Consider the following 24732-nt stretch of genomic DNA (forward strand, 5'->3'; position numbering starts at 1 on the left):
AAAAAAGCGATTTTATGTTCTCACAGCGATTAACACAGTTGCCAAACAACGTTCGTCAATACCTCATCGTCACTGGAAATTATTGGTGTTTTACCCTAACCGACGGCGCGCTACGCATGTTGGTCGTGCTGTATTTTTACGAGTTAGGTTACGGCGCATTAGACATCGCGCTGCTCTTTATCTTCTATGAAGCATTCGGCGTGGTAACGAATTTGTTTGGTGGTTGGCTCGGCGCACGATGGGGCTTAAACCGCACAATGAACATAGGGCTTGGTCTGCAAATTGTCGCCCTCGGCATGTTGCTCGTACCAGCAGGTTGGCTTACGGTTGTCTGGGTCATGATCGCGCAAGCACTGTCTGGCATCGCCAAAGACCTGAATAAAATGAGTGCGAAAAGTTCGATTAAAGTCTTAGTACCGAAAGGCGAAAGCGGTCAACTTTACCAGTGGGTCGCCTTATTAACCGGATCGAAAAACGCGTTAAAAGGCATTGGGTTCTTTTTGGGCGGTTTGTTGTTGACGACGGTTGGCTTCCACCACGCCATTCTTATCATGGCCCTCGCGCTTGGCGTTGTATGGCTATTTAGTCTTTGGCAATTAGGCGGTGATCTAGGTAAAGCCAGTAACAAACCTAAGTTTTCACAGATTTTTTCTAAAAGCCGAGAAATCAACATTCTCTCTGCCGCGCGACTCTTTTTATTCGGCGCTCGGGATGTGTGGTTTGTGGTCGCGCTGCCGGTTTATCTAAGCAGTCAATTTGGTTGGGATCACTGGAGCGTCGGTGGTTTCCTCGCACTTTGGGTGATTGGTTACGGCATAGTGCAAAGTCTAGCGCCGCACATTACTGGCAAACGCACTAATCAAGTTCCCAGCGCCAAAATGGTTACGCTTTGGGCATTGGCATTGACCGCCCTGCCCGCCGCCATCGCCATTGGTCTGCAACTGGCATTTTATCCGCTGATTGTTTTGCTAGGTGGTCTCATTCTATTTGGTGCGGTCTTTGCCATTAACTCGTCCTTACACAGCTACCTGATCGTCCAATTCGCCAGTAAAGAAGGTGTCTCTATGGACGTCGGTTTCTACTACATGGCCAATGCCATGGGTCGATTGATCGGAACGTTATTGTCCGGCTGGGTCTATCAGGAGTTTGGTTTAATCAGCTGCTTATGGGTGTCTTGCGGCTTTTTACTGCTCGCCAGTCTGATTTCACTTTGGTTGCCAAAAGACACAAGCCAGTCATAGAGCATTAAAATAAAAAACGCCAAGCAGGATTACTCCCGCTTGGCGTTTTTCTAGCGCTTTTTATTTAATAAATCTCTCTACTCAGATTCGACCGCTTTGATGTGCAACTTGCCGACTTCGGCTTCTGTCACTTCTACTTTCGTTCCCGCTGCAATCGACTCGTCACTGATTAAAGCCCATTCCACACCTGAATAATGGTGCTTAGGAGACTGTGTCGGTGACACAGCTTCTTTTAAGATGAAACGATGGTCTATAAAGTCGCTCTTGATTTTTTTAGAGCTCACTTTTGATTGCATGCGTTTCAAGGGTTTCCATAGCAAAAGTGCTGCCAACAGCGTCAAAACACCCATGCTAAACATGGCACTCAATACATTGTCAGGTAAAATCCCCAGATACAGTAAAGCGCCCGTTACCATGGCAGCCAGACCAACGAAAAACAACACGAAGGTTGAAAACCCCAATACGGTGACTTCAACAACCAAGAGGATCAAACCAACAACAAAAAGGCTTTGGGCCAAATTATTGGTAAAGAAATCCATGCTTAGCTCCCTTTCGTCATTTTCTGGATAATAGTCATCGCTTGTGCAACAACCGCAGATGCTTCCGTCGCGCCATCAGGCAACAAGACAACAGAAGACTCTTTGGCAATGGCACGTTTCGCTTCAATGGCTTTTGTCGCCAAATCCAACTGTATGGCTTTCTGCCCTTCTTCCGTTGCCGCAGCTTCACCCACTTTACGCAAGGCTTCGGCTTGAGCCGATGCCACAGCAACGATGGCTTTCGCTTCACCTTCGGCACGCAACACTTGTTCTTCTTTATCCGCTTCTGCGGCTAATACCACAGAGGCTTTTTCACCTTCAGCACGGTTAATCGCCGCTTGACGATCCCCTTCCGATTCCAAAATTTGCGCACGTTTCACACGTTCCGCTTTCATTTGGGCTTCCATTGCTTCCATGACAGATTGTGGTGGCACAATGTCTTTAATTTCGTAACGTAATACCTGAATACCCCAAGGGCCAGCCGCATCGTTAATGGCCGCAACGATATTCGTGTTCAGCACATCACGCTCTTCAAAGGTTTTATCTAATTCCATTTTACCCAATTCAGAACGCATGGTGGTTTGCGCTAATTGAGTCACCGCGAAAACATAATTTTCCACGCCATAGGTAGCTTTATAAGGATCCAATACACGGAAATACAAAACCCCATCCACGCGTAAAGAAATATTGTCCTTGGTGATTGCGCTTTGTTCAGGCACATCAACAGCTTGCTCTTTTAGCGTACGATCCGATGAAATACGATCGATAAAAGGTAGGATAAAATTCAGCCCAGCCTCTTTGGTAGATTGGTATTTACCAAATCGTTCAATCACGTAGGCCTGATTCTGTGGCACAAACTTGATTGAATTCTTTAGCAGAACAACCACCAGTACGAGTACCAGAACCTGTACGTTCAATACATATTGAAGTAACTCTTCCATAACCATAAACCCTTTAATATTCGAAATAAAAAATACATTTCTATTTTTGCGTTCAAAAAACAGCAAAAAGAAATAGCTCTCGCCTAACCAGACAGATCTATTTCACGTCTAGTAGGCACTCTTCATGGTCAAAAGTCATTAATAAACAGGTTTTATCCTTGATCTGTGCCAGCTTCAAATTGTCGAGCACAGTCAATAAAAGCCTCAACGCCTTCTTGTGGCGTTCTAAATGACGTCACCAAACGCACCACTCCTTTTTCCCAGCGACCGCCGTAGAAAGCAAAACCTGCTGCCAACAAATACTCCGCCATACCTTCTGACAAGGTACAAAACAGCATATTCGCTTGGGCTGGCGTATTGATTTTTACGCTCGAAATGGTCGCCAAACCGGCCTGCAACAAAGCCATCATAGCGTTAGCATGTGCAGCATTTTTACGCCAAAGATCATCCGTCAAATAGGCTTTCATTTGCGACGATAATAGACGCATTTTTGAGTGCAAATGCCCACCACGCTTACGACGAAACCCTAACTCTTTTGATAATGTTTTGTTGAACACCACAATCGCTTCCGCCGCCATTGTGCCGTTTTTCGTGGCCCCAAATGACACAATATCCACGCCAGCCTTCCACGTCATTTGAGCAGGAGTACAATCCAACGACAGCAAAGCATTCGCAAAACGAGCACCGTCCATGTGAACCAGCAAGCCCGCTTCTTTTGAGACATGAGTAATCGCTCGAAGTTCCTCTAATGAATAAACACTGCCCACTTCCGTGACTTGCGAAATACTCACCGCAGACGGCTGACAAGAATGCACATCGCCAACCTTTTGATTTACCATTTTTTTAAGCATGACGGGGTCTATTTTGGCGTCCGCCCCACCAATACCAACAAAACGAGCGCCGCCCGTATAAAACTCCGGTGCGGTACTTTCATCATTCAATAAATGGCTTTCTGAATGGCACAACACACTACCCCAAGGCGGCGTCATCGCACTGATGCTCAATACATTCGCTGCCGTCCCTGTTGACACCAGAAACACATCGACATCACATTCAAACAATGCCGACAACATAGTAGTGACTTCCGCCGTCGTATCATCGTTACCATAAGGCATCGCATCACCTTGGGATGCCTTCATCATGGCTTGCCATACAGAATCAGACGCACCGGCAATATTGTCACTGGTAAACGCAACCTTCATAACACCACTCCTTGATTAATCCGTTTCATATCAACGAACAATACCATGCCAGCATTTAAAACCAAGTGTTTAGAGTCTTGTGTAAAACGGTGTAGGAGGGGCTAATAGCATTAGCCCCTTTCTATTGCAGATAAAGAAGAAAGTGAATTATTGCGTTTTCAGAACAACCGTCGCCTGTAGACGACTTTGTCCAAAGCGGGACATTTTTTCGAACTCATTGCGTGCGATAGGAACGAATTGGCAATCAAGTGGACTTGGCGGATCATCAGCCAATTTAGTGTCATCGTCCAAATCGGGATCATGCACAAGAATGCAATGTTCGTCGTAACCCGACATCACCACCCAATGTGGGGCTTTTTTACCATCCATACGAAAAGTACTAATCAAAATAATCGCCAGCGCGCCTGAGTCGAACGCTTCAATTAACTGCTCTAACGGCATCACAGAATAATGAACTGCCACATCGGCGTCATCACATTGTTTAACAAAGCTTTGATGCACACGCGTAATGACGTCTTTCTTAAGCTCGTTACGCACACTGTCGACAAACAACGGCCCTTCTTCGCTCAGCCAAACATCCGCCGATAAACCGCGTTTTTTTGCCGCCAACGCCAAGCCCATAGGATGACAACCACCGTGACCCGACGTCATAAAAATCGTCGTCGCTTCACGCCAGATTTCTAGCTCGTCGTCTGGTGTCGCTTGATACTCAGGATGCAGCGCAGACAGCACCATTTGCAACGACGCCGGACCACAAGTAAATGGCGTACCTTGAGCCAACCAAGGCAAAGGTCGCGTGGTTTGCTCGCTCGCCCCATGACGAAGGCGTTTTTGCATACGAATGGCGTCAGTCTGGTCTTCATAATAAGCATCGTAATGGCCGAATTCTCGGTAACCCATGGTGTTATATAACGCGATGGCATTCTGGTTTACATCACTCACTTCCAAACGCAGCAAGATCTTGCCCTTTTTAATGGCTTTTTGTTCGCACGCTTGGATCAAGGCTTTGCCAATACCCAAGCCTCGCGCTTGTGGCGACACTGCCAAAGAATACAAACGCGCCAATCGCGTACCTTGTCGTAGATGCAACAACGCATAACCCAGCAGATTTTGATCTTGCCCCACCGCCACCAATAACGCCGATCCCGTACTGGTAATCGTCCGACGAAAACTACGACGACTCAAACGGTCGCCAGTAAAAGCGCTGTCTTCAAGCGTCAACAAGGCTTTTAAATCGTCCACACTGGCCGAACGAATGTCGACAGGTGAAGACAATTTTTGCGGCGTTTTGACTTCCGTATTTGGCGTCGGATTAAGGGGAATCGCTGCATTGCTGGTTTTGGTCATTAAATCGCCTCAGAGAAGGGCAAAAGATCGCTAGGGTCATCTATTTCTATGGCAATAAAAGCCGAAAAATAACGACGGTAATTTTCGCGCATTCTAGGGCGAATATAACTAAAAAGATAGCGTAACTTTTCTAAAATTACAGATTATTTTTTAACCAAAAAATAATTATTCTTTTGTGTTTTAGACTATTGTTAAAACACAAAAACAAGCGCACTATTCGCGAAATTCCACAGCACATAAAAAACGCTGAAGCGCCTTTCAACAAGGCAACACAAACAGATTTTATTGATTTTATTTAGAAGGAAAAACAAAGCCAATGTCACAGACGTACATTGTTGTTGATCAGGCCAAAGATTGGTCCGCGTTTTTACCCAGTGATCGAGTGATCACTTTTACTCAATACCTAAACTTGGCGACCAAAAGCCAAGGACGCACGCGTATCATCAACCTATGTAAAAGCAGCAAATACCTGTCCGATGGGTATTACTGTTCTCTGCTGGCAGAAAGCCGTGGTCACCACGTAATGCCATCCGTGCGAGTCTTGAACGACATCAGCAAAAAAACCTTGTACGAAATGCAAGTCGCACAACTATTGCCTGCTTTGGCACAAAAACTTGGTACACCAGATGCGCCAACCGAGCTCAGTTTCCATTGCGTATTTGGTAAAACCGCGCAGCCAGAAATGAAGGAATTCGCCCGAAAAATGTTCGAAGCCTTTGCTTGCCCAGTATTGGAAGTAAAATTGAAATTCCGTAAAACCTGGCAAGTGAGTGATTTACAAATCACCTCGCACAAAAACTTGAACGACGAAGAAGAAACCTTATTCGCCGAATCGCTAGAAGCATTCAGCACCAAGGTTTGGAGCAAAGGCCGTGCGTTGCGTACCGCAAAATTCGACCTTGCTATGCTGGTTAACCCAGAAGAAGCCATGCCGCCAAGTGACATGCAAGCACTGAAAAAATTCGTGCAAGCGGGCAAACAGCTTGGTATTCAAGTCGACATGATCGGTCCAAAAGACATAATGCGTTTGCCGGAATACGATGGTCTATTCATTCGTGAAACCACCAACATCGACCACCATACTTACCGCTTCGCCAAAAAAGCCGAAGCCGCAGGCTTGGTCGTCATGGACGATCCGCAATCCATCATGCGCTGTACTAACAAAGTGTACTTGGCGGACTTATTCAACACCCACAAAGTACCCTGCCCAAAAACACGCATCGTACACAAGGGTGAAAAAGACGTAGAAGGCGCTTTAGAAGCCGTTATTAACTACCCAATGGTCGTTAAAATCCCTGATGGCGCGTTTTCTAAAGGCGTAATCAAAGCAGAAAATCGCGAAGCCTTAACCGCAAGCCTAAACACCTTGTTCAAAAAATCGTCTTTGTTATTGGTGCAAGAATACCTGTACACAGAATTCGACTGGCGTATCGGCGTACTCAACAACAAACCAATTTTTGCGTGTCGTTATTACATGGTGAAAGACCACTGGCAGATCTACCAACACAGTGAAAGCTCAAGCGAAAGTGGCGGCTTTGACACACTACCTACATTTGAAGTGCCACGTCGCGTATTGCAAGCAGCCATTGCCGCAACCAAACCGATTGGCGACGGTTTATACGGTGTCGACGTAAAAGAAATCAACGGACGTGGTTACGTTATCGAAGTAAACGACAACCCAAGCATCGACCGTGGCGTGGAAGACAAATACCTCGGCGACGAACTTTACATGCACATCATGTCGGAGTTTTTACGTCGCATGCAGATGAAACGCAGCGATAAACCAGCTTATTAAACTGGGAGTATAGATATTTGAAAGGCGACCACTTGGTCGCCTTTCTTGTATTAGTTCCTTACCCTTTCTTCAAGGGGAAAGCGCAGGATGGGGTTGTTCTTTTGTTTGCACAAGTGCGTCTGTTTGCAGACACGATTTTTAACACTTATTACTTTAAAAGCACAAACATTGCAAAGACAGCCGCCGAGATAATAAGCATACAAAGCACTCTTAACAAAAACCGTTTAAAAGAGTTTTGCGTGTATTTCAGAAAAAACTTATCAACTAATAAGAACCCTAAAGCACTCACAATGCCGGATGGCACACCAAAATACAAAGCTATAACAGGCCAGCCAGTATACAAGTAAGCAATCGTCATTCCCAAAATAATGGTAACGACTAGCCAAGTAAGGTGTTGAGCACTGATAGAGAAAGTGATTTTCAAAAATATTACCTTTTTTAGAAAAAAAGAGCCGACCTTTTAACTCGTCTGAAACTACCTTTAAAGCTCAATAACCCCTTGCTCTCTCGCATATTTTCTTTCAATGAGATTTGCCTTTACCTTAGCTAGATTAAATGTATAAATCACATAAACAAGGCTATTCTTAGATCGTGTGGATGTGACATAGAACAATCACCAAGTACGGTCTAAACCCGCTTCCTCTCCCACCTATCCTTTTTTGTTAGCTCGTCTTAGAAAGCGCCTTCGCACCAAAATAAGTCGGTACTCTCGAAAACTTCTATCAAAAAGAAAAAGAAAAAGATCAACGTAAAACAGATTTTAAGAGAATGAAACCATAATAGTCATTTCATCATCTTAAATGTATTTCTCTAATATTAGCCTGCCAAAAACTCATCGACTGCGCTTAATGCCTGTGTGCCGTAGATAACCGCTGGGCCGCCGCCCATCATGAGTGCTACGTTGATGGTTTCAATCAGTTCTTCCCGAGTAGCACCAGCACGTAGTGCAGCTTTGGCGTGAGAGGCGATACAACCATCGCAGCGTGAAGCAATGCTGATGCTTAGTGCCATCATTTCTTTTACTTTCACTTCGAGTGCGCCCTCTTCCATGGCAGCTTTATGCATTGCCATAAAGCCATCTAAAATTTCAGGTGACGACTTGTGGTATTCACGGGCAAAAGCATTTTGCTCTTTGTTGATCTCTTTATAACTTTTCATAGTGCTCCTTGGTTTAAATAAACATTAGTAAAACCCAATATATAGATTCAACCAGAACGAGAAAAACACTGGTAGCCGAATTAGTCTAAAACCAGCTTTGTATTTTTTTCTTATCTGGGATGGAACCTGAGTGAACGAGAACCTCGTCTATTACCACGGCAGGGGTACTTAAAACACCATATTGCATGATGATTTCTACATTGGTTTCTTTGACTATGTTCACAGGCACTTCGTTTTCAGCCGCAATGTTTTTAATAAGTTCTGCCGTTTTTATGCATTTGTTACAACCACTGCCTAGTACTTTCACTTCTTTCATTTTAGTGCTCCTTTTTCTATCTCAATGTTTAGTTAATGACATTTAGAATCCAACCCACGAGGGTGAAGGAAAAAAGTAACAACGCGAGAATGATGGAGATCAGTTTCCATGTCATTACTTGTTTAAGTAGGATAAATTCTGGAAAACTGGCGGCAACGGTGCTCATGCAAAAGGCCATTGTGGTACCGATTGGCAGGCCTTTGGTGATTAAACTCTCCATAATAGGAATCACGCCCGTCGCATTTGAATACAGAGGAATACCAAGCAAAACGGCCATCGGCACAGACCACCATTGCCCGTCTCCAAGGTTACCTTCCAGCCAAGATACCGGTACATAACCGTGAAGCGCCGCGCCAAGCCCAACACCGATAAATACCCATTTCCACACCCGTGTGAAAATGTCCCACAACTCACGTTTAGCAAAGTCGTGTCGCTCACTGAATGAAAGCTTTGGCTTTGTACTTGCACCGCTGATATTTGCCGTTGGCGGGGTTGCTGATTGATAAGCTTTTAATGCAAAGGGTTGTAGCATTCTTTCTGCACGAATGAGATCAAGAAACACGCCTCCCATAATACCCACTGCCATGCCAACCAAGATATACATCAGGGTTATTTGCCAGCCAACCAAACTAAGTAGCAGTAACACCGCAACTTCGTTGATCAGCGGCGAGGTCAAAAGAAACGACATGGTGATGCCAACAGGAATGCCCGCCGAGGTAAAACCAAGAAATACTGGAATACTTGAACAAGAGCAAAACGGGGTAATGGCACCAAATACGGATCCGGTGATATAACCGATGAATCTGTTTTTACTAGCGAGATAATCACGAACTTTTTCGATGTTCAAAGAGGCACGAAGCAACGCGATAAAGTAGATCATAATGATCAAGAGAAAAAAGATTTTCGTAGTGTCTTCAATAAAGAAATGAACCGCATCACCAAGTTTAGAATTCGGTGATAAGCCAAATAATACAAACGTAAGCCAGTCGGCCAATTCAGTAAATAAAGCCAGCATTTTATTCCTCTTATTTGACGTCATCTAGTAATGAATGATCAAAGATCACTTATCACACTACGCCTATGCATCCAGCAACACTATGTATGCTTGAATGAAAGCTGACCAGGATCAAATAAAAAAACGACCCGAAGGTCGTTTTTTAAAGAATGCTATTTCGTTCTAATTCACTTACTTATAAAGCATGTCATCGCGCATTGGCGCGAGCACTTTTAGCACTCGGTTTTGCTGCGGGTAGGTTAATCCGGCTTTTGCCATGGCGCTGACCAATAAATCAACCGTGGTATTGAAGTCGGTTTCGTTGATTTTTTGGCCTTGATGAACTTTCAACATAGTATCGCCAGTGTAAGTACAAGGGCCGCCGGTACTGACGCAAAGGTGCTCGTTGAATTTTTCACGAAAGCGTTTGATGTTGGATTTTTCAAAGTAACGATAAATGGTTTCATTAAAGCTGACCTCTTTAATAAAATTGTTGGTAATGGCTTCTATCGTTGCTTGTCCGCCGATTTCTTTGTACAGACTTTCTGGCGCTTTCGATGGCGTTGCGCAGGCAACCAAGAAAAAGCACAGGGTAAATAAAGATGTTTTAATTAGCATTACCATAAGTACCCCGTCATTGATAAATAGATGCCTTTTTGATCTTTCTTCGTAGCAACCGTGCCCAAGTCAGCATAAGCAGCGGTGATGTTGAAATTTTTATTTGGAAGGTAGCTGACAAAAACGTCTGTCCAATCGTCTTCTTCCACACTCGATAGATTGTTCGGTTTTTGACGATACTCCATGCCAACCACCCATTTAGGTGATAATAGCACCCCAACACTGCCTTCTAACATGACTTGGTAGTCGTTGTTATCTGGACCACCATAACCCAACAAGCCCATTTCGTTGGCCTTGGTAGCGCGAGCGGTAAGGTTCCACACGAGGTTATAACCAGCCACAGCGGCTAAATGCACTTTGGTCGCGGCAACATAGAAATCCGTACCACTGTCGTTTTTTGCACCAAGGTAAGACGCAACAACATCGCTGTCTAATTGTTTATACTGCAAGCCGACACTGACTTGAGGGTAAGCTGAATACACCGCATCACCGTATAAGCGAACTTTTACGCCGATAACGTCTTGTTTGATTTCACCAGTATCCAATGCTTTTACTAAACCAACAGGCAAATCAAATGTTTGTTGAGCGTAACTAAGCTCTACTCGATCATAAAAACTGGCGGCAGCACCAATGGACGTTAATCGATAATCGGTGACGTTTACATCGGTCATAAATGCCGACGCTGCAATATCATCTTGGCTGTCATATCCCGCCAATGTGGCCCAAGGAACAAGTCCACCACCACCGCTGCCTTCTAGTTGTGAAAGCCCAGCTGTAGCGAGAAGTTTGCCGTCAGAGGCCAGGACAGGAAGTGCGAACAGCAATCCGAAACTGACGCCTAGCACGTTGATCATTACTTTATTCATCACGTTCCTACTTTTATAGCGTTTCTTGCTTAGCGATTCTTTCATATTGCTTTTAACGTTCTTTTTAATGATTCTTTTATACAATGACGCCCGCTGGATTTACCATTGTTTTTTTCCAAAACCGTAACCCATTGAGTGATCCATTATTTCAATGGGTGGCAAAAGCTCTAAAGAGAGGGTTTGCTCTGTGTCATTGGTGATGTTGATTTCTTTTGTCGTATTAACACCCTCGATAAATCTTTCACTCCATAGCGTTACTATGTCACCTTGTTTAACAGGTAAGCTGGCTTTGCCATCTTTATCGGTTTTTATCACATAACTATTGTCAGCGACGATAATATAACCAATCATATCGTCATGTATGTTACAGCCCAACACCACCAGACCCGGTTTATCGAATGCTATCGGTGGAATCTCTGACCCCTTGTAGAGCTTAATTTCAAAGGCTTTTGGCTTAGAAAAGCTGTAGACGTGGTGTCGAATGTCATCACTATTGGGGAAGTTAACATATTGACCTTTTTGTATAGCCAGAACGCGTGGTACAAAGGATTCATCAATTTGATCCATTATCGCGACGGCGTCAGGAGTACTCACGGATTCTTTAGATAACAGTATGACCGCATCAGAGACCGGTTTATTATCTTGATCCATGATGGTTAATGTCATGTCAGCATAGACATTTTGCAAGGTAAAAAAACACATTAGAGCAATCAAATAACGCATCATATTTCCTTTTGATTTCATTCAATTTGTTTTAAGTCATAATGACAGCAAAGTAGTTATAAAATCATGATACTTTCTGTAACACGATTATCTATTAATCGATAAATAGATGACAAGGAACAATGGCCGTGCGCGACTCAATCGAAGTAATTTCCTATCAAAACACCGCTAACGCGCATTTACATAATCATACTCAAATTGTATTGCCACTTTCTGGGCGTCTGATTTTAGACGTTGAGAATAAACAGCAAACCGTGCAATGTGGCCAAGCCTGTTTTATTTCCACTAGCCAAGCACATACCCATTTAGCGCAAGAAGATAATCTCTGTTTGGTGCTTAACGCGCTGCCAATATGGGACAGCAAGATTGAAAGCGAATTCAGTTTTATCGATTTAACACCGCAAGCTCAGGCGTATTTGCCTTTTTTATCAAGCTTGGTAAGCGACACAAGTAGCCGTTTAAAAACACATCAAGCGCTTAACTTACTCGAACATTTATTGCCAATTCCTCAAGAAAAAATTGTCAAAGCCGACGCTCGTTTAGCAAAAGCAAAACAGCTGCTCGACCACCACTTTGAAGAATCATGGCACTTAGCGAAGTTGGCGTCAGAGGTTCATTTAAGCCCAAGCCAATTGGCCGTTTTGTTTAAGCGTCATTTAGGTATGACTCCAAAGCAATACATATTACAGCGCCGCCTTCGTGAAGCAAAATTATGGCTATCATCAAGCAATAAAAGCTTGGAAGAAATCGCCCAAAAAGTCGGCATAAGCAACGCCAGCGCCCTTGTGCGTTTATTCACCAAACATTATCAGATTACGCCTGGGTACTATCGAGCTAATCGTCCTCGCTGATTTCCAGCGCCATTTCCCAGTTACGAATAAAGCGTTTTTGCTTGGCATAATCGCGCCCAACCAAAAGCTGCTGATCCAATTCAATCACACCCGTTGGCCCTGGTGCATTAACCACATAAGGATCATTAGGGTTGTTTAAATCGGGACGAATTGGAAACAACAAGCCTTGCGTTTGCATCATTCCTTGCGCTTTGTCGGATAATAAATAATCTAAAAAAACACCAGCATCTTCTGCGTTTGGCGCACTTTTAGGAATCAAAGCCACACGCATCAACATTAGGGTGTAATCCTTTGGCAGAATCATTTTTAGCCTATCATCATCTCGCGCTCTTTGTGATGCGTAAGAACCAAGCAGGTTATAACCCAATACCAATTTACCTGACGCAACATCGTCGATAATCTCATGAGTGCAGCAATAGGTTTGAACATCGTGACTGCCAAAAGCCTCCAGTAAACGACCCCATGTCACATCGGCTTGGCGCGCGTCTTGGCTTGCCAATAAGTACCCCACTCCGCTTTTTCGAATATCGTAAGTACCGATACGCTTAGTCACGGCTTTTTCATTCTGTCGAATCGTTTGCAATAACGACTGCCGATCTTCTGGCAAATTACCCGGAAAGGCTTTTTTATTGACTAACATCACAATGGGTTCCAGCGAAAATGCGAACAGCTGGTTTCGCCATTTAAAATCTTCAGGCAAGCGATCGGTAAAACTAGACTGGTAGGTTTGTGCATAACCGTCGTTGACTAATTTAAGGTGTAAATCCATGGCGCTGCTGACAACTAAACTGGCTTGCGGCTTTTTTTGTTCCTTGATCGTCTGGTAATACAACTCCAATGTATTGACGTCTCGATAGGCCACTCTTACATCAGGGTGAAGGGCAACAAACTCGGTTAAAATGGGTTCAAAGGACGCCAAATCCATCGCAGAATTAATATATAAAACTCGCAACGCGTCCTCTTTACCAAACCACACTGGCTCCTCAGCCCATAGTTTAGCGCCGCTTACACTTAGTATTAGGCTCATGCAGAAAAAAAACCGTTTCATGTTGTGCCCTCATTGAACGTAAATTTGGCAAAGTCCACTTGAAACGTGGTGCCTTTTGGCTCTGTGTCCAGTATTTTGATTCTGGCAGAGTGATGGTCAACAATGTCTTTTACCATCGCCAAGCCAACACCGCTGCCGGCAATGTCATAGCGACCTCGATAGAAACGCTCAAAAACCCGCTCTTTTTCTATGTCTGGAATACCGCCGCCGTAGTCGATCACCTTTATGCGATAAAAACGCTCAAATTCGTTTACTTGGACAATCACTTCGGTGGCGTGTTCAACACCTAGCCCACTATAGCGCACGGCATTTTCGATTAAATTTTGCATCATTTGCTGAATTGAAAAGCTGTCGCCCAATATCAAGGTTTGTTGCAACTCACAATCTAAAGAAAGATGCACGCCTTGATGCAAGGCTGTCACAGCCTGCTCTCGACACGATGCTTTGATCGGCTCCAGCAGTTCAATAGGCTCCAATCGGTGTGTTTGCAAACGATGAGAGACCACCGCTTGATTAAGCAACAAGGTCACCGTTTGACTCAAGGTATCACACTGTTTAACGATGTTTTCTAGCGTCTGATATTGTCGTTCTGGCGACGTATTGTCTGCTGATGTATTGTCTCGTGCATTTTCCGCTAACGCTCTCAGACTCGCCAATGGTGTGCGCAATTGATGAGCCGCGTCCGCAGTATAGTTTTCGAGTTGCTCTAAGTTGGTTTGAAGTCGTGCCATGAAGTGATTAATGGCAACTTTAAGGTGATGAGTTTCTTTCGGGGTATTAATGTCTATTGGCGTTAAATCCCCCATGGCTCGCTCTTCTAACGCCCGCTCGATTCGATGCAAAGGTCGTAGTACAAGATGGCTACCAATGATGATCAAGGTGATCGCAACCAAGGCAATAAACACCACCACCTCCACGGCTTTTTGCGTTACAGCGGACGCCATTTCTTCTCTTGATAAACGCGTTTGACCCAACACGATACGCACAGTTTGCGCCGTTTCTGGATCAGTAAGATATCGTTCAACCCAAGCAAAACGCACCAATTCACCAGAATATTCTTGGTTATAGAATTGTATTTGATCTAGCACCGGTGGTTTAGGCGGCATGCTATCAAGGTCTTGATAACCAGTAATAAACCCCTGCTCTAAACTTTCGACTTTATAAAAAACTCGGTCTTCTTCTGCTTGCGCCAAGGTGGCAAACGCCGACCACGGGATATCGATACTCACTTCGTTACGTATTAGGCCGACATTCTCGTCCATTTGCAGCAAAGCGCTGCGTAATAAGCGGTCATAGGATAAATCGGCCAGCTTTTGACTGTAATCAAAAATCAAATTGATGGCCAAACTGGCAATAATACCAATGACCAACACCCCGCCGACGATAAAACGAACACGCAGTGACGGCGCTTTTCTTAAGGCGTTTCTTTCTTCCTCTTCACTGAGGTTTCGATGATTTAGTGATTTCTGCCACATAGCCAATTCCTCTTAGGGTGCTGATCGCCAAATCACCCTTGACCATTTTTTTTCGTAAACGGCCAACATACAGTTCAATCGCATTAGGGCCCGGTGTTTCATTAAAATTAAATAAGTGATCGGTGATTTCGTCTTTGCTCAATACACGACCTAAATGGCCGAGAAATATTTCCAGCAAGCGAAATTCTCGATTGGTAATAGCGGTCAGCTCGCCATCAATAAACACCTGTCGGCTGTCACGATTTACCGTGATGTTTCCGTGTTCAGTGACATTCGTGGCGTAGCCTTGTTTGCGGCGCAATAACGCTCTACAGCGTGCTTCCAACTCACCAAAATCAAATGGCTTGGTTAAATAATCGTCAGCGCCTTCGTCTAACAGCCGTATTCGATCTTCTATTTGATCGCGCGCTGTTAAAATCAGCACGGGAGTATCGTCATCACGCTGTCGCAGCTTTTGCAACAATTGCAATCCTGATAAGCCAGGCAGATTAAGGTCTAGCAGTATCAAATCCACAGCTTGATATTTAAGAAGCTCATCCGCACGCTTACCATCTCCGATCAAATCTACGCCATGTCCTAGGCTTGTTAATCGTTCACAGATCGCTTGCCCTAAGACCTGAGTATCTTCTACCACCAGAATTCGCATACGTATTTAGCCATTATGTTTTTTTATTTTTCATCATAAAAACAACAAAATTCGAGCAACGTGAGTTGCTCGAATTTTTTGTCGCAATACCGTTAGTATTGCAGGGCTTACACGTCTTTAACAGCTTCTTTTGATCTCTTCATCTTAGCGCGAACAATCGGGCCGACAATGACAGGGAGTATCAAACCAAGAACAGCAACGGTCCAAAGACCCATGCTCAACCCACTGTTAAGAAGCACACTCCAATCACCATCAGAAAGTACTAATGCATGACGAAGACTCTTCTCCATTTCAGGCCCAAGCAACATGCCCAAAATGATAGGAACCAATGGAATATCGACTTTACGGAAGATATAGCCCAGCACACCAAAACCAACCATGAAGTACAAATCTAACGGGCTGTGGCTGACAGAGTAAATACCTACAGACGCAATCAAGGTCACCACTGGCATCAAGTATTTGGGTGGAATACTTAGTAATTTAACAAAAATACCTACCATAGGAATGTTCAATAACAGCAACACAAGGTTACCAATGAACATCGCCGCAATAACACCCCAAACAAGATCCGCATTTTGTTGGAACAACATTGGACCCGGAGAGATATTCAACGAGATCAACATCGCCAATAGCACAGCGGTTGTACCACTGCCCGGTACACCAAGCGTTAACATTGGAACCAGCGCACCAGACGCCGCGCCATTGTTACCTGCTTCTGGTGCAGCAACACCGCGAGGGTCGCCCTTACCAAATGTGCCGTCTTTATCTGATACCTTTTTTTCTAACGTGTAACTAATAAAACTACCTAAAGACGCACCAGCCCCCGGTAATACACCGGCAACGAAACCCAGTACGGCGCCACGGATAGACGCTGGCAATACTCGAATGATGTCTCTTGGCGTCAGTTTAAGTTTGTTAATCGCGACTTGTTTTAGCCCATCACCCGCGTGACGCTCTAGGAAGAACAACAATTCACTGATCGCAAACAAGCCGACAATGGCAATAATGAAATCAACACCTTCGAACAGTTCAAGCGTGTTATAAGTAAAACGCTGTACACCAGTAGAAATGTCGATACCAATTGTCGCAATCATCAGACCAATGGCAGCGGCCATCAAGGTTTTGAACTGGTTTTTGCCCGTAATGCCACCTAAGGTCGCAAAGGCAAGTGCGAATAAAGCAAAGTATTCAGATGGGCCAAATTTCAGCGCAAACTTCGCCAGAATCGGAGCCAAAATAACCAGACCAATCGTCGCAATAAGGCTACCAATAAAGGACGCAATCGCAGAGATCGCTAAGGCTTCAGCTGCCTTCCCTTTAAGTGCCATAGGATAACCGTCTAAACAGGTCATCATGGCAGGTTCATCACCTGGAATGTTTAGCAAGATAGAAGATATACGACCACCATACATGGCACCCGCATAAACAGACGTTAATAGAATAAGAGACGATGTTGGCGATAAACCTAAGCTAAACGCCAAGGGAATCAAAATAGCCACACCATTTGCGGGGCCAAGACCGGGCAAAGCACCAATTAGGGTACCTAATATGGCACCAATAACCGCAAACATAATACTTTCTGGCGTTAATGCGACCGCAAAGCCCTGCATTAATAAGCTCATAGTATCCATATTAAAACTCCAATAGACCTAGAGGCAGTGCTAGTTCAAGCACATTATTGAATAGGAAAAAGATAATAACCGAGCTCGTCACACCAGTGATAAGACTCTTCGATATACTTGCCCCCATACGCCAACTTAAAAAGCTCACAACAAGCGCTGCTGCAGGCATAAAACCAATCGGCTCAATAGCCCATGCAAAAGCAAGCATAGAAAGAACCACAACACCAAGTTCAATCAACATGGCAGTCGGCGACCATTTCTCATCTGGATCGGGGCGAACAATCAAATAGATAGAACTAATACCTAAAATGATGGCTAAAATAATAGGAAAAGTTTCAGGTCCGACACTTTCGTGCCCGCCAAAAGGAATGGGGAATTTTGTTGCTTCCCAGCCGTATACTACGGCAAGAATAAGCATCAGCATGCCAAACACACGATCGTTAATACGCATGTCTCTGCTCCGTATCAGTGAATCATAAGGGTGAAGTTAGGTAAAAACAGGAGGGGCCACTGTGTTAAAACAAATGTCCCCTCCTAAAAGCGGTCTGAGGTTATTTAATTAGACCGATGTCCTGAGATAAGATTTTAATATCGAGTGTTTGATTTTTTACGAATTGCGTAAAATCAGCACCAGATTTGTGGAATGGCATCAAACCGTTTTTAGTCATGATGTCTTTCCATTCTTGCGTTGTGTATAGCTCATTCATGGTATCTACCCACCAATCATAAGATTCTGCGCTTGCGTTACCAGGTACGTAAAATCCACGCCAGTTTGGTGCAACAGAATCAATACCCTGCTCCATTGCTGTTGGGATAGAGTCAAACGGTGCTGGTAAGCGCTCTTCAGAAAGAACGGCTAAAACACGTAAGTCACCAGATTCCATGAAACCTTTAACTTCAGAAATATCGCCAGTGAACGCATCTACGTGACCACCAACAACTTGAACCAAGGCTTCTGAGCCACCGCTAAATGCCAAGTAACGAATTTTTGGCAATTTCTCAACGTTTGCTTTTTGCGCTGTCATCAATACTTTCAAATGATCCCAACCACCAGAAGCACTACCACCGGCGAATTTAACCGCACCTGGGTCTTTCTTAAGGGCATCAAGAATTTGATTAAGAGAGGTATATTTTGAATCTTTGCCTACCGCAATGATGCCGTAGTCAGCGCCCAATGTACCAACCCACTTAACTTGGTCTGAATTCATACCTGGGAATTGGCCTTGAGCAAGGCGAGTGGTTGTCGCTGTACTAGCGGCAACGATTAAATTATCGTCCGTGTCGCGTTTACTGATTGTGTGGGCAAAAGCAACACCACCACCAGCGCCAGACATGTTAACCGTCTGAACATTACCCTTAAAGTAACCTTCGTCGACTAATACTTTACCAACGCTACGGCAAGTAAAGTCCCATCCACCACCTGGGTTAGCTGGTGCAATACATTCTGCACTTCGAGCTGGTTCATAGGCGTAAGCCTGTCCAGCGATAGTAAGTGCCGCGGCACCACAAATAAGAACAGACTTTAAAGAAATGGTATTAAGCATAGTTATCTCCTGCTTGTTATTTTTTTTGTTGTTACCCAATCAAGCTCTAAAAATAATGTTTTCAGTAAACTTGAATCACCAAACCTTACCCCTCAAAACTGTCACTACCCTGTCACCCATCAACTTTTCTTACTTAATTGCGATAAAAAGTCTATTTTTACCCAATTAACCCGCTGAATTCTGATAAACAAAGCCACTACTTTCTGACAAACAAAGGCACTACTTTCTGACAAACAAAGTCACGCATTTTTGACAATGTTTCTCACACACGGACAAGGTAACCTGTTGCCTAATCAGACTAGGACAGGTTTTAGGAAACAACAAGATGACAACAAGCAATCTGCAAGCCACTCTTATTGGGAACATCGCCATTTTACTCTGGAGCGCCCTTGCTCTTTTCACCACGCAAGCCAAGCTGGTACCACCAATGCTGTTACTCACCTTGACCTTTGGGGTGGCAAGCCTACTGTTTTTATTGGTGTATTTTGTAAAAAATGAATTGAAAACGTCTTGGCAGCAAACACCAAAGAGCGCCATGTTCATGGGTGGGCTAGGGTTTTATTTTTATCACTTTTTCTATTTTTATGCATTCCAGCATGCGCCACCGGTTGAAGCAGGCTTGATCGCTTACCTTTGGCCCTTACTTATCGTATTAATGGCGGGAATGACAAAAGGCAACTCGCTGTCATGGACACATTTGGTTGGTGCGATTATCGCGTTTGCAGGCACTGGCATCATGCTGCAATCCAAAGGACAAGCGATCAACCTAGACAGTACAAGTTTTCATTGGACTGGATACGCCGCTGCGTTTTCCTGCGCGTTGATTTGGTCAAGTTATTCCGTCGCGAACCGACGCTTTCAAACTGTTCCTTCTAGCGCCGTACTTTGGTATTGCCTAATTACCACGTTATTAGCAGGCGTGTCGCACTTATCGCTTGAAGATCCTAACTGGTCTTTTCCAATAACAACGTGGATGGCGATTTTAGGTCTGGGTCTTGGCCCTGTGGGCGTGGCGTTTTTCTGCTGGGACATGGGCGTCAAGAAAGGCAACTTATCACTGCTTGGCGTGCTGTCTTATACTGCACCAGCGCTTTCTACCGCTTGGCTTGGCCTCTTTACTGACACGCAACTCACCACAGGTCAGATCATCGCTTGCCTACTTATAACCGCAGGTGCACTGTTTGCGAGCTTAATGCCACGCCTAAATTTAAAAAACAAAAAAATGCCCTTGGCTTCCAATAAAACCAAGGGCATATAATCATTTTTTTAACATTAGAAGAACCTAACTCACTAACATTTAGTTAGGCCACTTGATAAAGCGTGCGAGGAACACGCTGCAAGTAAGATTCCATTTCCGCCATGCCATTTGGTTGATCTACTCTCACACCCAGATCGCGCATGGTGCTACCAAACGCATGCAAGGTACGGAACAAGTTGTGTTCCCGGCATTGCTCACCCATTTGCCCAATACGAACAATCGGTTGACCAAATGACCCTGCGATTTCAACACGGTAGACATCCGAAATGTGTCGACAAATTTGCCCTGCTGTTAGCCCATTTGGAATATTAATGCCCACGACGGAATTCAAACGAGAAGCTGGGGGTATAAACAATTCCAACCCCATACCTTCAATACCGGATTGAAGTGCTTTTGAACAACGCAAATGGCGAGCAAAACGATTTTCTAGCGTCTCATCGCATACTAGTTTTAACGCTTCATGCAATGCCATAATGCCAGACACTGGTGCGGTGTAATGATAGCCATCTCTGTGCCAAAAATTTTCTGCCAATTGCGCATCGAAACACCATTGCGCGGTTGGCTGCGTACGATTTTTTACCGCGGCCCATGCTTCATTCGAAAACACTAAAAGCGATACACCGGGAATGGATGACAAACCTTTTTGCCCACCAGTAATCACAACATCTACCTGCCACTCGTCCATTTTCAGCGGCATGGTACTGAGTGTGCACACCGCATCCACCACCACTAGGCAACCATAAGACTTAGCAATCTTAGTAATGTCTTCTAATGTGTGGTTAAACACAGTATTCGATGTTTCACCTTGAACCAGTGTTAGCACTTTTGGACGTGTTTCTTCGATCGCTTTACGAACTCGCTCTGGGTCTGCGGCTTCATGAACGCCCACATGCAGTTCATGCACATCAGCGCCAACACGAATCGCCATTTCCGCCATGCGATGGCTAAAAAAGCCATTATTGATACATAGAATACGCTCACCCGGTTGCAACAAGTTAGCAACCGCCATTTCCATCGCGGCCGAGGCGGGTCCCGCTACACCCAATACCCATTTTGACTCTGTTTGAAAAACATAGCGCGCCATCGATTTAACTTGATCGATCACTTGCGCCATTACACCACCCAAATGATTAATGACAATCGAGTTGGCTTTGGCAACACGTTCTGGAATTGGCACTGGACCAGCGCCCATCATAAGTAAAGGTTCATGAGGGAGGATTTCGTCTAGAGATTTCACCTGGGGACGAGGAATGCCCATTGGCGATGAAGCGGTCATTTTATGCAGCCTAATAAGTAGTATTGAAAAAAAACACTCTCACCGTAAAAAGGTTATATTCACACTTTAACAGTAGAAAATGTTGTGATTTGAATTTTAACAAAATATTATTTTGAAATAGTACAATATTCCTCTTAAAAATAAGAGTCAGCAAAATCAAAAGAGTGTAATAAACCACAAGCGATTACTTTCGCCTTAGATCTGACTCGTTTCAACTTACACAACCAGTATTTTTTACTCTGCAAGATCGCCATTAACTGTGCGATAATGCGCGAAACCACCCTATTCAGGATCTTTATATGATTACTTGCGGTATCGAAATCAAAGGCAGTGAAGTCATTCTATGCCTTCTGTCTAAAGAAGACGGACTTTTCCAAATCACCGACTGTCGTCAAACACGACACACGCTTAGCAACCCAAACGACACTGAGAGCATGCGTAAATTTCAATTTATGCTTAAAAAATTGTTCGAAGATTACAAAGTCAAAAAAGTGGTTATTCGTGAACGCCCAACCAAAGGAAAATTTGCTGGCGGCTCTGTTGGTTTTAAAATCGAAGCGGCGATTCAATTGATTGAAGCAGTTGAAGTTGATTTATTCCACGCCAACAGAACCAAAGAAATATTGCAAAAGAACCCCATGCCGATTCCGTTCAAAGCAACAGGGTTACGCGCATACCAAGAAGGCGCTTTTACCGTTGCTTACGCCGCGTTGTCTGAGCATTTTTCTGAAGATTAAGCTCTAGCATTCATTTAAAAGACACAAAAAAAACGGACTCAATATTCAACTGCGTCCGTTTTTCATTAGAATATCCAGTGACGATACTTATGAATTTTAAAAAAAGTGTTGCCTTGAAATAACCTCTATTAAAAAGGATTTTCTAAAATGGATAGTGATCAAAAAGCTCGTTTATCATTTTTTCTAATGGCAAATTGTCATCATTTGTCTTCGCATACATTCGTAATCCAGTAATCTGAATCTGTACAAACCGCGCCAATTCACTGGCGTTTTTTTCTACAGCTACTTCGCCCATTTTCTGCGCTTCAACAATCAAACTCGCAAATTCGTTTTCTACAGATTTAAGAGACTCTTTTGCAACGTTTAATAAGTCTTCTTGTTCATCTGTCAGCTCTGCCACGGTCTTTGCCAGCATACACATACAGCTCGGCGCACCTACTTGTGTATCTATCACAGCTTGTTTAACAAAGGTTTTTAACGTACCTAATGGTGATGATGTTTCCGCTCTTATGCTATGTAGCTGACCAATACCAAGCTGAGCATAATGCTGTAAAGACGCCTTAAAAACACCATCTTTACTACCAAACTCAGCATAAATACTACCAGGTCTCATATCAATGGCGTCTTGAAGGTTACGCATAGACGTAGCGTGATAGCCCTTCTCCCAATAAAGATTGGTCGCATTAGAGATCACTTGATCGCGATTAAACTTAGGTTTTTTACTCATGACATAACCTTTTGAAAAACATAATTGAGCAATTGTTCAAATATATCTTGAACGATCGTTCAAATCCAGTTAAATTGTTCCTCGTTAACCAGAAACCCTCTTTAAATAAGACACTAACGGATAGGAACCACACAATGAGCGAATTTAAATTTCACACTTTAGAAACAACACCTGAAGGCAGCAAAGAAATTCTTGAAGGCGCTGTTGCGCAAATGGGAACCATCCCGAGCCTTTATGCCGTCATGGCTGAGTCTCCAGAAATTTTAAAAGCCTACACTCAATTGCACCAAGCGTTTACAGCGACGTCTTTTGATGCAGAAGAATTAACCGTTGTTTGGCAAACGATCAACGTTGAGCACGAATGTCACTTCTGTGTTCCTGCCCATACTGCCATTGCACATTCAATGAAAGTAGACCCAGCACTAACAGAAGCCCTACGTAACAGTGAGCCAATGCCAACCGCGAAACTTCAAGCATTGCATGACTTCACGCTTGTTATGGTTCGCCAACGCGGTAACGCAACAGACGCACAATTTGAGACTTTCTACGCGGCAGGCTATGCGCCTAAGCAGGTTCTGGAAATCATTCTTGGCTTGTCCCAAAAAGTCATCAGCAACTATGTAAACCACGTCGCTAAAACGCCTGTAGACGACATGTTTAAACCGTTTGCTTGGACAAAATCTTAACCTTAGTATGAATCAAAAAAACGGACACCGCGCTATGTGGTGTCCGTTTCTCTATTAATCCTCTGCGGGACGGATTACTACCCAAAAAACCACGTCCATTTTAATCCATCAACGCGTCTTTTTTGATGCGCACGACAATATTCGCACCATAATGAGGCGTTAGCGTTGGATTTTCTTTCTTCCCATAACCACCAATAAAACACCACCCAACACACCAGACGTTGCCAAGATTAAATGCAAGGTGACGGATTCGTTTGCAAAAATAACGCCCCCAATTGTCGCAATCACAGGCACCAAAAGCTGTAACACAGCCGCCAACGAAGCACTAAGGTGAGGCAACACCGCGTACCAAAGTGCGTAGCCCAATCCAGACATGAATGCGCCAGAGATCACCGCCAACACAATCCCTTCTGTACTCGCACTTTTAAGCCCTTCTGTATTAATAAAGGCTAATGCAATCAATAGCATCGGTATGGTTCGGACAAAGTTCGAGGTGGTCGCAAACAGCGGTTTAGACGAGATTTTTCCACGCCATGTATATAAGCCCCAAGCGATACCCGCTAACGTCATCAAAATAAAGCCAACAAGAGAAGGCGATGACAAAGTAGGAAACACCAAATACGCAAAACCAGCAAACGCCACCAGCAGTCCAAACCATTCCATAACGGCCAGTTTCTGACCCGCCCAAACAGCGAATAAGATCAGTGTAAGCTGAACAGCACCAAAAAGAATCAAGGCGCCAATGCCTGTTTCCAATGTGACATAGGCATAAGAAAAGCCCATCGCATAAATAAACAGTGAAAGCGCCGACAGCCAACTGCCTTCTAGCCAAATCATTTTGATCGAGGTGTTTTTTGTTTTAAAAAACTGAAAAAAACACAGTAACGCCAACGTGGCTGCGCCACTCAGCAGTCGCCACATCGTAAAACTAGCAGGATCAATTAAGCCATCAGCAAGGGCCAATCGACATAAAACCGAGTTCGCTGCGAAGGCGAACAATGAAAGAAGAATAATGAAATATAAACGTAGCAAACTTGTCATCAATTTGTTCAACAGCCCAGTTAACCTTAGGCAAGCACCTCATCAGGAAAGGCTTACTTTTACGCACTGGCACCAGATTTG

Annotated in this window: 26 protein-coding genes; 6 read left to right on the plus strand and 20 right to left on the minus strand. The window is 44.1% G+C overall.

Annotated elements, in window-relative coordinates; genetic code table 11:
- The first annotated feature begins 14 nt into the window (after positions 1–14).
- Positions 15–1241, plus strand: a complete 1227-nt coding sequence (arsJ, locus tag MP3633_RS11255) for an organoarsenical effux MFS transporter ArsJ (protein ID WP_176335614.1) — start codon at positions 15–17, stop codon at positions 1239–1241.
- Between the two features lie 77 nt (positions 1242–1318).
- Here arsJ and MP3633_RS11260 read toward each other — a convergent pair whose 3' ends face one another.
- From MP3633_RS11260 to MP3633_RS11275, 4 genes are all read right to left on the minus strand, one after another.
- Positions 1319–1780, minus strand: coding sequence for an NfeD family protein (locus MP3633_RS11260; RefSeq protein WP_176335615.1), 462 nt, complete (start codon positions 1778–1780; stop codon positions 1319–1321).
- 2 nt (positions 1781–1782) lie between these two features.
- Complete coding sequence (locus MP3633_RS11265; protein WP_176335616.1) at positions 1783–2721, minus strand: SPFH domain-containing protein; 939 nt, start codon at positions 2719–2721, stop codon at positions 1783–1785.
- A 152-nt stretch (positions 2722–2873) separates the two neighbouring features.
- On the minus strand, positions 2874–3923 hold the full coding sequence (locus MP3633_RS11270) for a threonine aldolase family protein (protein ID WP_176335617.1): 1050 nt from the start codon (positions 3921–3923) through the stop codon (positions 2874–2876).
- 147 nt (positions 3924–4070) lie between these two features.
- Positions 4071–5270: a GNAT family N-acetyltransferase/peptidase C39 family protein gene (locus tag MP3633_RS11275; RefSeq protein ID WP_176335618.1), complete on the minus strand. Its 1200-nt coding sequence runs from the start codon at positions 5268–5270 to the stop codon at positions 4071–4073.
- A gap of 316 nt (positions 5271–5586) precedes the next feature.
- On the opposite strand from MP3633_RS11275, the gene MP3633_RS11280 reads away from it, so the two are divergent.
- Positions 5587–7065, plus strand: a complete 1479-nt coding sequence (locus tag MP3633_RS11280) for a RimK family protein (protein WP_176335619.1) — start codon at positions 5587–5589, stop codon at positions 7063–7065.
- Positions 7066–7213: 148 nt separating this feature from the next.
- Here the strand turns inward: MP3633_RS11280 and MP3633_RS11285 are convergent, their stop codons facing one another.
- The 7 genes from MP3633_RS11285 to MP3633_RS11315 form a co-directional block, all read right to left on the minus strand.
- Complete coding sequence (locus MP3633_RS11285) at positions 7214–7489, minus strand: hypothetical protein (protein ID WP_176335620.1); 276 nt, start codon at positions 7487–7489, stop codon at positions 7214–7216.
- Between the two features lie 392 nt (positions 7490–7881).
- Positions 7882–8223, minus strand: a complete 342-nt coding sequence (locus tag MP3633_RS11290; RefSeq protein WP_176335621.1) for a carboxymuconolactone decarboxylase family protein — start codon at positions 8221–8223, stop codon at positions 7882–7884.
- Positions 8224–8308: 85 nt separating this feature from the next.
- Positions 8309–8539: a thioredoxin family protein gene (locus tag MP3633_RS11295; RefSeq protein ID WP_176335622.1), complete on the minus strand. Its 231-nt coding sequence runs from the start codon at positions 8537–8539 to the stop codon at positions 8309–8311.
- Positions 8540–8567: 28 nt separating this feature from the next.
- Positions 8568–9554: a permease gene (locus tag MP3633_RS11300; protein WP_176335623.1), complete on the minus strand. Its 987-nt coding sequence runs from the start codon at positions 9552–9554 to the stop codon at positions 8568–8570.
- A gap of 171 nt (positions 9555–9725) precedes the next feature.
- Positions 9726–10151, minus strand: coding sequence for a group I truncated hemoglobin (locus MP3633_RS11305; protein WP_244959609.1), 426 nt, complete (start codon positions 10149–10151; stop codon positions 9726–9728).
- Entirely contained in the window at positions 10151–11017 is an 867-nt protein-coding gene (locus MP3633_RS11310) for a DUF3034 family protein (protein WP_176335625.1), read from the minus strand. The genes MP3633_RS11305 and MP3633_RS11310 overlap by 1 nt, the downstream gene beginning before the upstream one ends.
- A 99-nt stretch (positions 11018–11116) precedes the next feature.
- Positions 11117–11761 (minus strand): methylamine utilization protein, encoded by a 645-nt coding sequence (locus MP3633_RS11315; RefSeq protein WP_244959611.1) that lies wholly within the window; start codon positions 11759–11761, stop codon positions 11117–11119.
- Positions 11762–11868: 107 nt separating this feature from the next.
- Between MP3633_RS11315 and MP3633_RS11320 the strand changes: the two genes are divergently transcribed.
- Positions 11869–12591: an AraC family transcriptional regulator gene (locus MP3633_RS11320; RefSeq protein ID WP_176335626.1), complete on the plus strand. Its 723-nt coding sequence runs from the start codon at positions 11869–11871 to the stop codon at positions 12589–12591.
- Here MP3633_RS11320 and MP3633_RS11325 read toward each other — a convergent pair.
- The 6 genes from MP3633_RS11325 to MP3633_RS11350 all read right to left on the minus strand — a co-directional run bounded on the left by MP3633_RS11325 (position 12575) and on the right by MP3633_RS11350 (position 18926).
- Complete coding sequence (locus MP3633_RS11325; RefSeq protein ID WP_176335627.1) at positions 12575–13639, minus strand: ABC transporter substrate-binding protein; 1065 nt, start codon at positions 13637–13639, stop codon at positions 12575–12577. The genes MP3633_RS11320 and MP3633_RS11325 overlap by 17 nt on opposite strands.
- Complete coding sequence (locus tag MP3633_RS11330) at positions 13636–15114, minus strand: sensor histidine kinase (RefSeq protein WP_112138118.1); 1479 nt, start codon at positions 15112–15114, stop codon at positions 13636–13638. The genes MP3633_RS11325 and MP3633_RS11330 overlap by 4 nt, the downstream gene beginning before the upstream one ends.
- Complete coding sequence (locus MP3633_RS11335) at positions 15077–15760, minus strand: response regulator transcription factor (protein ID WP_176335628.1); 684 nt, start codon at positions 15758–15760, stop codon at positions 15077–15079. Before MP3633_RS11335 ends, MP3633_RS11330 begins: the two co-directional genes overlap by 38 nt.
- A gap of 107 nt (positions 15761–15867) precedes the next feature.
- Positions 15868–17391, minus strand: a complete 1524-nt coding sequence (locus MP3633_RS11340) for a tripartite tricarboxylate transporter permease (RefSeq protein ID WP_112138115.1) — start codon at positions 17389–17391, stop codon at positions 15868–15870.
- Between the two features lies 1 nt (position 17392).
- A complete protein-coding gene (locus MP3633_RS11345) occupies positions 17393–17833 on the minus strand; it encodes a tripartite tricarboxylate transporter TctB family protein (protein WP_112138113.1) in 441 nt (146 codons plus the stop codon).
- A 100-nt stretch (positions 17834–17933) separates the two neighbouring features.
- Complete coding sequence (locus tag MP3633_RS11350) at positions 17934–18926, minus strand: Bug family tripartite tricarboxylate transporter substrate binding protein (RefSeq protein WP_112138112.1); 993 nt, start codon at positions 18924–18926, stop codon at positions 17934–17936.
- Positions 18927–19251: 325 nt separating this feature from the next.
- On the opposite strand from MP3633_RS11350, the gene yddG reads away from it, so the two are divergent.
- Entirely contained in the window at positions 19252–20184 is a 933-nt protein-coding gene (gene yddG / locus MP3633_RS11355; protein WP_176335629.1) for an aromatic amino acid exporter YddG, read from the plus strand.
- A gap of 43 nt (positions 20185–20227) precedes the next feature.
- On the opposite strand, the gene MP3633_RS11360 is transcribed toward yddG, so the two are convergent.
- Positions 20228–21460, minus strand: coding sequence for a pyridoxal-phosphate-dependent aminotransferase family protein (locus MP3633_RS11360; RefSeq protein ID WP_176335630.1), 1233 nt, complete (start codon positions 21458–21460; stop codon positions 20228–20230).
- Positions 21461–21759: 299 nt separating this feature from the next.
- On the opposite strand from MP3633_RS11360, the gene MP3633_RS11365 reads away from it, so the two are divergent.
- Positions 21760–22197, plus strand: coding sequence for a DUF3010 family protein (locus MP3633_RS11365; RefSeq protein ID WP_176335631.1), 438 nt, complete (start codon positions 21760–21762; stop codon positions 22195–22197).
- A gap of 142 nt (positions 22198–22339) precedes the next feature.
- Here the strand turns inward: MP3633_RS11365 and MP3633_RS11370 are convergent, their stop codons facing one another.
- The gene (locus MP3633_RS11370) at positions 22340–22924 is read right to left on the minus strand and encodes a TetR/AcrR family transcriptional regulator (protein ID WP_176335632.1); all 585 of its coding nucleotides are present in this window, start codon (positions 22922–22924) and stop codon (positions 22340–22342) included.
- A 134-nt stretch (positions 22925–23058) separates the two neighbouring features.
- Here MP3633_RS11370 and MP3633_RS11375 point away from each other — a divergent pair, with 134 nt between their 5' ends.
- A complete protein-coding gene (locus MP3633_RS11375) occupies positions 23059–23610 on the plus strand; it encodes a carboxymuconolactone decarboxylase family protein (protein ID WP_176335633.1) in 552 nt (183 codons plus the stop codon).
- Between the two features lie 159 nt (positions 23611–23769).
- Here the strand turns inward: MP3633_RS11375 and MP3633_RS11380 are convergent, their stop codons facing one another.
- Positions 23770–24651 (minus strand): DMT family transporter, encoded by an 882-nt coding sequence (locus MP3633_RS11380; protein ID WP_176335634.1) that lies wholly within the window; start codon positions 24649–24651, stop codon positions 23770–23772.
- Positions 24652–24732: the final 81 nt, after the last annotated feature.

It is taken from the genome of Marinomonas primoryensis (genome assembly GCF_013372285.1).
Lineage (GTDB): Bacteria > Pseudomonadota > Gammaproteobacteria > Pseudomonadales > Marinomonadaceae > Marinomonas > Marinomonas primoryensis.